Consider the following 12,803-nt stretch of genomic DNA (forward strand, 5'->3'; position numbering starts at 1 on the left):
GCGTTGTGTACCGGGTTGAAGGTAGACTGTAAAGACTGCTGGACTGTACACAAGTGAGAATGCCGGTATGAGTAACGAAAAGACATGTGAGAATCATGTCCGCCGAAAGCCTAAGGGTTCCTGGGGAAGGCTCGTCCGCCCAGGGTAAGTCGGGACCTAAGGCGAGGCCGAAAGGCGTAGTCGAAGGACAACAGGTTGAAATTCCTGTACCACCGTGAACCGTTATGAGCAATGGGGTGACGCAGAAGGATAGGGACGCGAACTGATGGAATAGTTCGTCCAAGCAGTGAGGCCGATGTGTAGGCAAATCCGCACATCACTAAGGCTGGGCTGTGATGGGGAGGGAAATTTATAGTACCGAAGGTCTTGATTTCATGCTGCCGAGAAAAGCCTCTAGCCAGGGAGAAGGTGCCCGTACCGCAAACCGACACAGGTAGGCGAGAAGAGAATTCTAAGGCGCGCGGAAGAACTCTCGTTAAGGAACTCGGCAAAATGACCCCGTAACTTAGGGAGAAGGGGTGCCTCGGTAGGGTTAATAGCCCGAGGGGGCCGCAGTGAATAGGCCCAATCGACTGTTTAGCAAAAACACAGGTCTGTGCGAAGCCGCAAGGCGAAGTATACGGGCTGACGCCTGCCCGGTGCTGGAAGGTTAAGGGGAGTGGTTAGCCGCAAGGCGAAGCTATGAACCGAAGCCCCAGTAAACGGCGGCCGTAACTATAACGGTCCTAAGGTAGCGAAATTCCTTGTCAGGTAAATTCTGACCCGCACGAATGGCGTAACGAATTGGGCGCTGTCTCAACGAGAGATCCGGTGAAATTTTAATACCTGTGAAGATGCAGGTTACCCGCGACAAGACGGAAAGACCCCATGGAGCTTTACTACAGCTTGATATTGGACTTTGGTACGGACTGTACAGGATAGGTGGGAGCCTTAGAAGCCTGAGCGCCAGCTTAGGTGGAGGCACCGTTGGGATACCACCCTGTTCGTATCGGAGTTCTAACCTAGGACCGTTACCCGGTTCGGGGACAGTGTCAGGTGGGTAGTTTGACTGGGGCGGTCGCCTCCTAAAGAGTAACGGAGGCGCCCCAAGGTTCCCTCAGAATGGTTGGAAATCATTCGAAGAGTGCAAAGGCATAAGGGAGCTTGACTGCGAGACCTACAAGTCGAGCAGGGACGAAAGTCGGGCTTAGTGATCCGGTGGTACCGCATGGAAGGGCCATCGCTCAACGGATAAAAGCTACCCTGGGGATAACAGGCTTATCTCCCCCAAGAGTCCACATCGACGGGGAGGTTTGGCACCTCGATGTCGGCTCATCGCATCCTGGGGCTGAAGTAGGTCCCAAGGGTTGGGCTGTTCGCCCATTAAAGCGGTACGCGAGCTGGGTTCAGAACGTCGTGAGACAGTTCGGTCCCTATCTGTCGCGGGCGTAGGAAATTTGAGAGGAGCTGTCCTTAGTACGAGAGGACCGGGATGGACATACCGCTGGTGTACCAGTTGTTCTGCCAAGAGCATCGCTGGGTAGCCAAGTATGGAAGGGATAAGCGCTGAAAGCATCTAAGCGTGAAGCCCCCCTCAAGATGAGATTTCCCACTTTTGGTAAGACCCCTTGAAGACGACGAGGTTGATAGGTTCGGGGTGGAAGTACAGTAATGTATGGAGCTGACGAATACTAATAGGTCGAGGGCTTATCCTAAATAAGCAAGATGATTCGAAATAACGATTTACCTTTCACGATCAGTTTTCAGGGCGCAAGTCCTGAATTATGTAACAAGCCTAAGCTGTTTGGTGGCGATGGCGGAGGGGTTCCACGCGTTCCCATACCGAACACGACCGTTAAGCCCTCCAGCGCCGATGGTACTTGGACCGCAGGGTCCCGGGAGAGTAGGACGTTGCCAAGCGGCTGTTACACAGGCTCACCTAGAGTCATGTGAGAGTCTATAATGTTCCCTGATAGCTCAGTTGGTAGAGCACTCGACTGTTAATCGAGTTGTCACAGGTTCGAGTCCTGTTCGGGGAGCCACTCTTGCTCTCATAGCTCAGTCGGTAGAGTGCATCCATGGTAAGGATGAGGTCACCGGTTCAATCCCGGTTGAGAGCTCCAGGAAGACACTAAATGAATACTTCTCAGATATAGCATCATGACTATGGCCCGTTGGTCAAGGGGTTAAGACACCTCCCTTTCACGGAGGTAACAGGGGTTCGAATCCCCTACGGGTCACCAATTTGGACGCTTAGCTCAGCTGGGAGAGCATCTGCCTTACAAGCAGAGGGTCGGCGGTTCGATCCCGTCAGCGTCCACCATTATTTTGCCGGTGTAGCTCAGTTGGTAGAGCGGCTGACTTGTAATCAGTAGGTCGGGGGTTCAAGTCCTCTCGCCGGCACCATTCATACAACATTGGGGATTAGCCAAGCGGTAAGGCAACGGACTTTGACTCCGTCATGCATAGGTTCAAATCCTATATCCCCAGCCAAATTGTATGAGCCATTAGCTCAGTTGGTAGAGCACCTGACTTTTAATCAGGGTGTCGTAGGTTCGAGTCCTACATGGCTCACCAGTATATTTAAAGTGTGCGCGTGTGGCGGAATTGGCAGACGCACCAGACTTAGGATCTGGCGCCTTTGGCGTGGGGGTTCAAGTCCCTCCACGCGCACCACCATCATTGAACCCTTGTCACTCAAGGGTTTTTTGTTTTATGAGATTAACTATTTTGTTTATAATTATCATGGTACTGATGGTACTGATGGTACTGATGGTACTGATGGTACTGATGCTGCTGATTACTCGCTCGAACGCTCTAGGCTAGAAGGGGCTAAAAGAATTTAAATAGGTCTTCAAGCGTTTTAGATTGGATTTATGTTTCTAACTTTCTTACTTAAGTTTGAAGACGGCCTCATTTTGCCTGATAAATAGCATGAAATGAATGGATTTTATGTGCCAATTCGTAATAAAATGTGTTGTGTGATTGATATGCTAGGGTGTTTTGACTAGTTTTAGTGTACAAATTGGGTTGTAAAAAGACTCATTCTTGCTTAGAATAACGATGTTAGTTAATACCATTAATTATTTTCAATGAAATGCTTGCGCAATCAAGAATAATGTGATATATTATTACTTGTCGCCTCTGATTATTATCTAATGTGATTGCGACAATTATATGCGCGGAAATAGCTCAGTGGTAGAGCATCTCGTTGCCAACGAGAAGGTCGCGGGTTCGAGCCCCGTTTTCCGCTCCAAATTTGCGCCCTTAGCTCAGCTGGATAGAGCGTTTGACTACGAATCAAAAGGCCGGGAGTTCGAATCTCTCAGGGCGCGCCATTTTTACAACATCATGAATTACATCAATATGCCGGCGTGGCGGAATGGCAGACGCGCGCGACTCAAAATCGTGAGGGAAACCGTGGAGGTTCGAGTCCTCTCGCCGGTACCAGTTGTCGGGACGTAGCTCAGCTTGGTAGAGCACTTGGTTTGGGACCAAGGGGTCGCATGTTCAAATCGTGTCGTCCCGACCATCTAATTCATCACCTGATGCGGGTGTAGTTCAATGGTAGAACTTCAGCCTTCCAAGCTGATAGCGTGGGTTCGATTCCCATCACCCGCTCCATTGATTACTTGAAGAAGTGAGAAACAAATTTGAGGACAAGTATTGCAATTCACGAAATTTCGTGATACAATATAAAAGTCGTTCAAGGGAATATGCGGAAATAGCTCAGTGGTAGAGCATCTCGTTGCCAACGAGAAGGTCGCGGGTTCGAGCCCCGTTTTCCGCTCCAAATTTGCGCCCTTAGCTCAGCTGGATAGAGCGTTTGACTACGAATCAAAAGGTCAGGAGTTCGAATCTCTTAGGGCGCGCCATTTAATTTTATAAGCAATTGATTATCGGGACGTAGCTCAGCTTGGTAGAGCACTTGGTTTGGGACCAAGGGGTCGCATGTTCAAATCGTGTCGTCCCGACCATCTAATTCATCACCTGATGCGGGTGTAGTTCAATGGTAGAACTTCAGCCTTCCAAGCTGATAGCGTGGGTTCGATTCCCATCACCCGCTCCATAACCACAATAACGCGAGCCTAATGGCTCTTTTTTTGTATATATATCTTTTTATATAGAAGCATTTCCTTATCAAATAAGGGGTGCTTCTTTTTTGTTGTGATGACGCATCATTTATCGAAATCGTCTGCGCGGCTTTTTTCATGAAATATTCGTTTGTGCGTATACTGAAAATGGCACAGGAATACGTCAGTGTAATGAAATAAAAGTAAAGATTTTCGTCTGATTATGTAGTATCATGGTAGGAAAGCATAAATAGAGCTGTATGGATAAGGATAGGGGGAGACGGATGAGTGATCTTACTTTAACCGCGAACAAGGCTAATTCTAACAATTTACTTCGTCGTGACGTTCGCTTTCTAGGTAACATTCTTGGAGAAGTGCTGGTTCACCAAGGCGGAAATGAGTTGTTGGACATTGTAGAGAAAATTCGGGAGTCGAGCAAATCGCTACGTGCCGTATTTTTACCTGACTTGTATGAGGAATTTAAGCAGTTAATTAATACGTTAAACCCCGATATTCGACATCAAGTTATTCGTGCATTCGCAGTTTATTTTCAACTCGTTAATATTGCCGAGCAGAACCACCGTATACGCCGCAAAAGAGATTATGAACGTTCCGCTGGAGAAACGGTACAGCCAGGCTCAATCGAGAGTGTCATTTTGGATGTTAGGGAGCGCAACATTTCCGAACAAGAACTGCAAAGTGTCCTTGAAGGGATTTCGTTAGAGCTTGTTATGACTGCACATCCAACAGAAGCAATGCGTCGTGCGATCCTCGATATTCATAAGCGAATTTCGTACGATATTATGCAATTGGACAATCCCACACTTACACACCGCGAAAGAGAACAATTGCGCGCTAAGCTGTTGAATGAAGTTATTACGCTATGGCAAACTGACGAGCTGCGTGATCGCAAGCCGACGGTATTGGATGAAGTTCGCAATGGCTTGTACTATTTCAACGAAACGTTATTTGATGTCTTGCCTGACGTCTATACGGAGTTAGAGCGTTGCCTTGATAAATATTATCCAACACAAGCTTGGCACGTGCCAACGTACCTTCGATTCGGTTCTTGGATCGGTGGTGACCGTGATGGGAATCCTTCAGTTACGTCTAACGTAACGTGGGAGACGTTAATGATGCACCGCGTTCTCGCTGTTCGTAAATATGAAGAGCGTTTGAAAGATCTAATGCGCACACTTAGCTTCAGCACAAGCATTGTCCAAGTATCGGATGAGCTGTTAACATCTATTGCTTCGGATCGTGCCAATGTCACGTTGAATTACGCTGTATTCTGGCACAACGATAAAGAGCCATATCGCATTAAGTTGTCTTATATGCAAGAAAAGCTCAACAATGTGCTGGACCCTTCTAAGGAGGGTACAGAACAGCGTTATAACGCGCCTGAAGAGTTCATAGAAGATTTGAAAATCATTGACCGCAGTTTAAGGCATCATTTTGCCGATTATGTTGCGGATACGAATATTAAGAAGATGATTCGCCAAGTGGAGCTATTTGGTTTCCATATGGCGTCGCTAGACATTCGACAGCATAGTAAAGAACACGAAAATGCAATGGCTGAAGTGCTGTCGCAAATGCACATCGTGGACAATTATAGTGAGTTGTCTGAGGATGAGAAGGTCGATCTGTTGCATAAGCTACTGAAAGACCCTAGGCCTCTAACTTCGCCGTATATTCATTATAGTGAATCTACAAACGAATGTTTGGACGTATATCGTACCATATATAAAGCACAGCAAGAGTTTGGTGTTACTTGCATCACGAGCTATCTGATTAGTATGGCGCAAGGTGCCAGCGATGTGCTGGAGGTCATGCTGTTAGCGAAGGAAGTCGGATTGTTCCGTCAAAAGGAAGATGGCAGTGTCCACTGTACATTGCAAGCCGTGCCGCTCTTTGAGACGATCGACGATTTGCATGCTGCACCAAGTATTATGAAGCAGCTGTTTGATTTGCCATTGTATCGGAAGACGATCGATTCGATGAGCAACTTGCAGGAAATTATGCTTGGCTACTCCGATAGTAATAAAGACGGAGGCGTGCTTACAGCAAACTGGGAGCTGCGCGTTGCTTTGAAAGAGCTAACGGCTGTGGCGAACGAATATGATGTGAAGATGAAGTTCTTCCACGGTCGTGGAGGGGCGCTTGGGCGCGGAGGAATGCCACTTAACCGGAGTATTTTGGCGCAACCGCCGCATACGATTGGCGGAGGCATCAAAATTACGGAGCAAGGCGAAGTGCTTAGCTCTCGTTATTCGATGCAAGGTATTGCATACCGAAGCTTGGAGCAGGCGACATCTGCATTGATACAAGCTGCGTTCCTTGCTCGCGAGCCACACACGGATTTAAATGAGGCGAAGTGGGAGGAGTTGCTTGTCAACATCTCACAAAAGTCGCAGTCTAAGTATCAGGATCTTATTTTCCGCGATGAGGACTTCCTGACGTTCTTTAAGGAATCGACGCCGCTGCCAGAAATCGGCGAGCTGAATATCGGTTCACGTCCGTCCAAACGCAAAAATAGCGATCGCTTTGAAGACTTGCGCGCAATTCCTTGGGTATTTGCATGGACGCAAAGCAGATACTTGCTTCCAGCGTGGTATGCAGGTGGCACAGGCTTGTATAGCTTCTATCAAGGCAAGGAAGAAAATATGCAAACGTTACGTCATATGTACGAGCATTTCCCATTTTTCCGCTCGATGATTGATAATTTACAGATGGCGTTGGCGAAGGCAGATTTGCTAATTGCAAAAGAATATGCAGGTATGATTAAAGATGACGCGATTAGTGAGCGTATTTTTAATCTGATTGATACGGAATATAAATTAACATCAGAGATGATTTTACGTATAACAGGCCAAGATGAGATTTTGGACAATGTGCCTGTTATTCAGGAATCCATCAAGCTGCGCAATCCTTATGTAGACCCGTTAAGTTACATGCAGGTGCAGTTGTTGACCGAGTTGCGCGCACTGCGTGAAGCAGGGGAAGATGATCCTGTTCTGCTCCGCGAAGTGTTGCTCACGATTAACGGTATTGCATCTGGACTGCGAAATACGGGTTAATAAAGGGCTAAGCGGTCGAACCTTGATTGTTTCAAGGTTCGACCTTTCCTTTGTTTATCACACTTATCGTCATTGCGTGACCATTTGTGAACATGACAACGGCACAACGAGCAGTGGGGATGGAGGGAAACCGTTGGATACGTTAGAGAAACGACTCGCAAGACTGGCTCGAAACGGAGATACGCGAGCGTTTGCTGAAATTGTCGAATTGTATAAGGACAAAATTTTTCATCTCGGGTATCGTATGCTGAGCAATCGCCATGAAGCGGAAGATGTGGTTCAGGATACGTTTTTGCGTGTGTATCGCAATTTAGACCGTTACGATGACAATCAAAAGTTCTCAACTTGGATTTATCGCATTGGTACCAACTTATGCATTGACCGACTGCGTAAGCGCAAGCCAAGTTATTCGCTCGATGCAGAAATGATGGATCAAGAAGGTATTGATGGCTATGCGATGATTCCAAGTGATGATCGTACACCTGAGACGTACTTGCTCGTCAGTGAGACGCAGCAAATGGTACATCAAGCTATCGAAAGTTTGCCGCCTAAGTATAAGTCGGTAATGATACTACGCTATTTGCAGGATATGTCGCTACAAGAAATTAGCGATGTATTAGATATGCCGGTTACGACGATAAAGACTCGGGTACACCGTGGTCGTGAATTTTTGCGCAAAAAGCTTGAACGTAAGTTATGAATTTATTAACAAGTGAAAAGAATGAAACTTTTTTAAAGTACGGGACGTATCGTATTACAAATCAAAGTAATACGTGCGTCCTGTTCAAGTTATGGTATGAATGGCGCATGCAGCTGTATGTTGGATTTTTGGATAATGGATGAAAGGATTGGCTCAAATGGATTGCAAACAAGCCGTCTCATTAATGCACGATTTACTGGATGACGATTTGGACCGAGAGTGCGCTAGCAAGCTTAAAGCGCATATGCTTGAATGTCCGGCTTGCCGAGAGCAGTTCCGTGAGTTAGAGCAGACGGAACGCTTGCTGTACGGATTCAATCACCGTTTGCAGACTACATCTGATGATCTCACTGCTCGGGTTATGAGTGTCATTCCGAAACCTAAGAAGCAAAGCGCGTTCATGATTTGGGTGCAGCGTCACCCGGCTGTAACGGTAGCAGCTGTCTTCGTCTTAGTGATGATGACAAGTGCTTTGAGCATGTGGAATGCGGATAAACAGCTCATGGTCAAGGGACAAGATTTGAACGGCGTTGTTATTGAAGGCAACAAGGTTATTGTCCCATCAGGAAAAGTGGTTGCAGGAAGTCTAACTGTGCATAACGGTATGGCTGAAGTGCATGGTAAAGTGAACGGAGATGTTACCGTTGTTGACGGTAAGGTGTACCAGGCTTCAACAGCTCATATATCAGGTTCGGTCAAGCAAATAGATGAGGCGTTAAGCTGGCTGTGGTACCGCGTATCGAATTTATTTTCAAGTACGAACGTTGCTCCTAACAAATAAGTTGGTGGATGAGTCCCTTTGTATATATGCAAAGGGCTCTTTTTTTACCGATTTATGATGCAAATTTTGCGTCAACGGAGTAAAACGTATATAGTTAATACTTAGAGATAAGGATGATTTTATCAGGGGAACTTTGGGGGTACCTCATGGACTTTTTTAGTGAGTTAACATGGACAGAAACGATAAAAAATATTATCGATATTTTAATCGTAAGCTATGTCATATATAAATTACTCGTACTGATTCGTGGAACGAAGGCAGTGCAGTTGTTGAAAGGGATTTTCGTCCTTGTGCTTACATGGGCGATCAGTACCTGGCTTGACTTATACACGCTAAAGTGGCTCATGAATCAGATGTTTACGATCGGGGTTATTGCGGTCGTTATCATTTTTCAGCCAGAATTGCGTCGTGCGCTAGAGCAGCTTGGTAGAGGGAAGCTATTTGCGGGTCGTTCTCTTGCAGAAGAGGACGAAACCGGCCGTGTGATTGGTGAAATTATTAAAGCCATTAATTATATGTCGCGTCGCAAAATCGGGGCGTTGCTCGTGTTTGAGCGCAGTACGGGGCTGATGGAGTATACGGAATCAGGTATCGCAATGGATTCGCGAGTTAGCTCGGAGTTACTTATTAATATCTTTGTGCCAAATACGCCTCTTCATGATGGGGCTGTTATTATACGAGAAGGAAATATCGCGGCGGCGGCTTGTTATTTGCCGCTATCGGAGAACCCCTTTATTAGTAAGGAACTAGGTACTCGACATCGCGCTGCCATCGGTATAAGCGAGGTGTGTGATGCTATTTCGATAGTGGTCTCAGAGGAGACCGGACAGGTGTCGTTGGCGATCAATGGACAAGTCGTGCGTGATATTAAAGAAGAGTCGCTCATCTCCAAGCTATTTGAGGAATTAAAGCCGAAGACAAGAGAGCGGCGATTGTTCTGGAAGCGGAAAGGTGAGCAAAATGGATAAATGGCTCATGAACAACAATGTGGCGAAGATTATCGCCCTTGCTATAGGTGTATTGTTATTTGCTGTTGTACATAAGGATGACCCAACGACGACTACGAAGCCGTCGCTGCTGGAGCCGCGCTGGATCGAAGGGGTTAAAATACAAACGGTGGGGCTTGATCCCCAACTAGAAGTAAAATCATTACGCCCGGAAACAGCGCGCATTCAAGTGCGAGGCAATCGTTCGAAGTTAAATGCAGCGCTACCGGAGCATTATCAGGTGTCAGTGGATGTGACAGGTTATGGACCTGGTAGACATGTGATTTCACTGGACTATAAGTCTGAGCCAGGTATTGACCTATTAACGATGCAGCCTTCAGTCGTAACCGTGGAGCTGGAGGAAGTGCAGACGAAACAGGTCGAGGTACGTATTAAAACGCAGGGTGTGCCTGCGGAAGGATATAAGGCGGGAACGCCGATCATTCGTCCGTCTGAACGGGTGCATGTGACGTTGCCTAAGACTAGGATGTCGCAAGTGAAGTCGGTCAGTGCGGTGGTTTCCATTGATAAGGCTAATGAAACGGTTATTCATAAGCAGGTAAAACTGACCGCATATGACTCGAGGGGACGCGAGGTTAAAGGTGCAGTTATAACACCGTCCGTCGTTGAGGTCGAAGTGCCTATTACGAAGCCCTTCAAGACGGTGCCGTTGCAGGTGAATACGGTTGGCGAGCTGCCAACTGGTCTCGCGATTGCGTCGCTTGAGCCAAGCGTGAATGAAGTTACTGTATATGGACCACAGCAGGTGCTGAATCGAATTGAGTTCTACGACAGCGTGCAAGTTGATCTGAGTAAATTCAGTAAAGCTGGGGAGTATTCACTGAACGTTCAATTGACGCCTCCACCTAACATTGAGAAAATGGAACCGAGCAATTTGACTGTCGTTGTGCGGATTACAGCTGTGCAAAAACGGACGATTACAGGGGTGCCTATTCGGATTGCGGGTAATAATGAGCGTCTGAAGACAACGATCGCAGAGCCGTCGTCTCGCAAGTTTGATGTTACCGTAATCGGGGCACCGAACGTCATTAATGAGCTAAGACCAGAGGATATTCAGTTGATTGCCAATGTGAACGATTTGCCGCCTGGCGAGCATAATGTTACACTGCAAGTAAACTTGCCGCGGTTTGTGAAGCGGGAAGATAACACTGTGTTCACAGCCAAGATTGTGATTGAAGATGCTGGGGCACCTGTAGATACTAAGCCTGATCCGACACCAGATCCGGGTACGTCGACAGGCGATCAGGGTGGCGGCGAGGATACGGGGACCATTGATGGGAACCCGTCGGAACAGCCCGATACAGGTGGGAATGGCTCGAATCCACAGGAACAACAGGGTAACCAGAACCAAGATGGACAGAACAACCATGATCCGAAGAAGGATGAGCAGGATAGTAAGGACAAGGAGAACGAAAGAGATCCTACTGGTTCTTCTTCGGGTAACGTGCCGTCAGAGCCAGGTGGTTCAGGGCCTTAGGGATTTGAGTGTGGCGGATACGAGAAACATCTAAATGGATATGTTAGTGTAATTGTATGGATAGAAGTGCTAGACAATAAGGAACATGACGAGCTGTATTTGCGTTCTATGTAAGAAATGAGCAAGAACGTAATTCGTACGGCCAGAGAAGGAGAATGAGTTATGGGGAAATATTTTGGTACAGATGGCGTACGTGGTGTAGCAAATAAGGAATTAACTGCGGAGCTTGCATATAAGGTTGGCCGTTGTGGTGGTTATGTGTTAACGAAAGAAGTACAAAAGCCTAAAGTCATTATCGGGATGGACACACGCGTGTCCGGTCATATGCTAGAAGCAGCGTTGACAGCGGGATTGCTGTCAATTGGTGCAGATGTTGTCCATTTGGGCGTTGTATCTACGCCAGCGGTTGCTTATTTAACGCGCGTAATGGGAGCTGACGCGGGTGTTATGATCTCGGCATCGCACAATCCGGTTCAGGATAACGGAATCAAGTTCTTCGGGCGTGACGGCTTTAAGTTGTTGGACGAAACGGAGCTTGAGATTGAGCGTTTGATGGATGCGGATACAGATGAACTGCCACGTCCGGTAGGTAAAGATTTAGGAACGGTAGTTAGCGATACAGAGGCAAAATGGAGCTATACGGAGTTTTTGAAAACGACGATAACGAACCGCTTTGAAGGCAAGCGCATCGTCCTTGATTGTGCAAACGGGGCTGCCTATGAATTGGCACCACACTTATTCCGCGATTTAGGTGCTGAAGTTATTACGATCGGGGCAGAGCCTACAGGTCTAAATATTAATGAAGAGTGCGGATCTACGCATCCTGAGCTGTTGAGGGAAGCAGTATTACGTCATCAAGCGGACTTAGGCTTGGCATTTGATGGCGATGCGGACCGACTTATTGCTGTGGATGAAAAAGGTGAAGAAGCGGACGGCGACTTTATTTTGCTTATTTGCGGAGCGGCAATGAAGGAAGCGGGTCGTCTGAAGGAAGATACGATCGTCACGACGGTGATGAGTAATATCGGCTTCTTTAAAGCTGCTGAAAAGCAAAGCTTGAAGACGGCGAAGACGGGTGTTGGCGACCGTTACGTCATGGAAGAGATGCGCCGTGGCGGTTATAATTTGGGCGGCGAGCAGTCTGGACATGTGATCTTCTTGGATTATATTACGACAGGCGACGGCATGCTGACAGCGATTCAACTCGTTGATACGTTGATTACAAGCGGTAAAAAGCTAAGCGAAGCCAAAGCGCTGATGCGCAAATATCCGCAAGTGCTTGTCAATGTGCGTGTAGGTGATAAGAGCAAGTATAACAACAACGCGGTGATCGAAGCAGCGATTGCTAGTGTGGAGCAGGAGCTTGGTGACAATGGTCGTGTACTTGTGCGCCCTTCAGGCACGGAGTCGCTCATTCGAGTAATGGCGGAAGGCCCGGAAGTGGAACAAGTTGAAGCGTATGTGAAGCGTATTGCGGATGTTGTCCAAACGGAGCTGAGCTAGGCTTTTTATTGTAACGAATTCGATGCTGCATGCATATGTTGTATGAGGCAATAAGAGATAGCGGTTTGCTCTATGTTGGTGGGGCAAGCCGCTTTTTAATGGATAGGGATGTAGTTGGAATTTTGCATAATTATGTCTGTTTACTTGAAGTTTGGAAACGCAGCTATTGCCAATTTCGTCGTAAATGCATATAATAGGTTTGTTCC

6 protein-coding genes, 17 tRNA genes and 2 rRNA genes (1 of these 25 cut by a window edge) are annotated in these 12,803 nt (G+C 47.1%); all 25 read left to right on the forward strand.

Annotated features, from left to right (window positions below; genetic code table 11):
• Nucleotides 1–1,694 (forward strand): 23S ribosomal RNA (locus tag KIK04_RS13095) (it extends 1,239 nt beyond the left edge of the window).
• A gap of 88 nt (nucleotides 1,695–1,782) precedes the next feature.
• A 5S ribosomal RNA gene (gene rrf, locus KIK04_RS13100) occupies nucleotides 1,783–1,899 on the forward strand.
• A 46-nt stretch (nucleotides 1,900–1,945) separates the two neighbouring features.
• Nucleotides 1,946–2,021, forward strand: a tRNA-Asn gene (locus KIK04_RS13105).
• Nucleotides 2,022–2,026: 5 nt separating this feature from the next.
• Nucleotides 2,027–2,102, forward strand: a tRNA-Thr gene (locus tag KIK04_RS13110).
• A 45-nt stretch (nucleotides 2,103–2,147) separates the two neighbouring features.
• Nucleotides 2,148–2,222: transfer RNA gene (locus KIK04_RS13115), tRNA-Glu, on the forward strand.
• 4 nt (nucleotides 2,223–2,226) lie between these two features.
• A tRNA-Val gene (locus KIK04_RS13120) sits at nucleotides 2,227–2,302 on the forward strand.
• Nucleotides 2,303–2,309: 7 nt separating this feature from the next.
• Nucleotides 2,310–2,385 (forward strand) — tRNA-Thr (locus KIK04_RS13125).
• Between the two features lie 12 nt (nucleotides 2,386–2,397).
• A tRNA-Gln gene (locus KIK04_RS13130) sits at nucleotides 2,398–2,472 on the forward strand.
• An 8-nt stretch (nucleotides 2,473–2,480) separates the two neighbouring features.
• Nucleotides 2,481–2,556 (forward strand) — tRNA-Lys (locus tag KIK04_RS13135).
• 15 nt (nucleotides 2,557–2,571) lie between these two features.
• Nucleotides 2,572–2,655: transfer RNA gene (locus KIK04_RS13140), tRNA-Leu, on the forward strand.
• A gap of 505 nt (nucleotides 2,656–3,160) precedes the next feature.
• Nucleotides 3,161–3,235, forward strand: a tRNA-Gly gene (locus KIK04_RS13145).
• Between the two features lie 5 nt (nucleotides 3,236–3,240).
• A tRNA-Arg gene (locus KIK04_RS13150) sits at nucleotides 3,241–3,317 on the forward strand.
• 30 nt (nucleotides 3,318–3,347) lie between these two features.
• Nucleotides 3,348–3,429, forward strand: a tRNA-Leu gene (locus tag KIK04_RS13155).
• A 5-nt stretch (nucleotides 3,430–3,434) separates the two neighbouring features.
• Nucleotides 3,435–3,511: transfer RNA gene (locus tag KIK04_RS13160), tRNA-Pro, on the forward strand.
• An 18-nt stretch (nucleotides 3,512–3,529) separates the two neighbouring features.
• A tRNA-Gly gene (locus tag KIK04_RS13165) sits at nucleotides 3,530–3,603 on the forward strand.
• 94 nt (nucleotides 3,604–3,697) lie between these two features.
• Nucleotides 3,698–3,772: transfer RNA gene (locus KIK04_RS13170), tRNA-Gly, on the forward strand.
• Between the two features lie 5 nt (nucleotides 3,773–3,777).
• A tRNA-Arg gene (locus KIK04_RS13175) sits at nucleotides 3,778–3,854 on the forward strand.
• A 25-nt stretch (nucleotides 3,855–3,879) separates the two neighbouring features.
• Nucleotides 3,880–3,956, forward strand: a tRNA-Pro gene (locus KIK04_RS13180).
• Between the two features lie 18 nt (nucleotides 3,957–3,974).
• A tRNA-Gly gene (locus KIK04_RS13185) sits at nucleotides 3,975–4,048 on the forward strand.
• 288 nt (nucleotides 4,049–4,336) lie between these two features.
• A complete protein-coding gene (gene ppc / locus KIK04_RS13190) occupies nucleotides 4,337–7,129 on the forward strand; it encodes a phosphoenolpyruvate carboxylase (protein WP_232274146.1) in 2,793 nt (930 codons plus the stop codon).
• A 133-nt stretch (nucleotides 7,130–7,262) separates the two neighbouring features.
• A complete protein-coding gene (gene sigW, locus KIK04_RS13195; RefSeq protein ID WP_232274147.1) occupies nucleotides 7,263–7,829 on the forward strand; it encodes an RNA polymerase sigma factor SigW in 567 nt (188 codons plus the stop codon).
• Nucleotides 7,830–7,968: 139 nt separating this feature from the next.
• Nucleotides 7,969–8,610 (forward strand): zf-HC2 domain-containing protein, encoded by a 642-nt coding sequence (locus KIK04_RS13200; protein ID WP_232274148.1) that lies wholly within the window; start codon nucleotides 7,969–7,971, stop codon nucleotides 8,608–8,610.
• Nucleotides 8,611–8,756: 146 nt separating this feature from the next.
• Nucleotides 8,757–9,578 (forward strand): diadenylate cyclase CdaA, encoded by an 822-nt coding sequence (gene cdaA, locus KIK04_RS13205; protein ID WP_232274149.1) that lies wholly within the window; start codon nucleotides 8,757–8,759, stop codon nucleotides 9,576–9,578.
• Nucleotides 9,571–11,094, forward strand: a complete 1,524-nt coding sequence (locus tag KIK04_RS13210; RefSeq protein ID WP_232274150.1) for a CdaR family protein — start codon at nucleotides 9,571–9,573, stop codon at nucleotides 11,092–11,094. Before cdaA ends, KIK04_RS13210 begins: the two co-directional genes overlap by 8 nt.
• A gap of 162 nt (nucleotides 11,095–11,256) precedes the next feature.
• Nucleotides 11,257–12,597 (forward strand): phosphoglucosamine mutase, encoded by a 1,341-nt coding sequence (gene glmM / locus KIK04_RS13215; RefSeq protein WP_232274151.1) that lies wholly within the window; start codon nucleotides 11,257–11,259, stop codon nucleotides 12,595–12,597.
• The last annotated feature ends 206 nt before the right edge of the window (nucleotides 12,598–12,803 follow it).

Origin of the sequence: Paenibacillus sp. 481, assembly GCF_021223605.1 — a bacterium.
Classification (GTDB): Bacteria; Bacillota; Bacilli; order Paenibacillales; family Paenibacillaceae; genus Paenibacillus_B.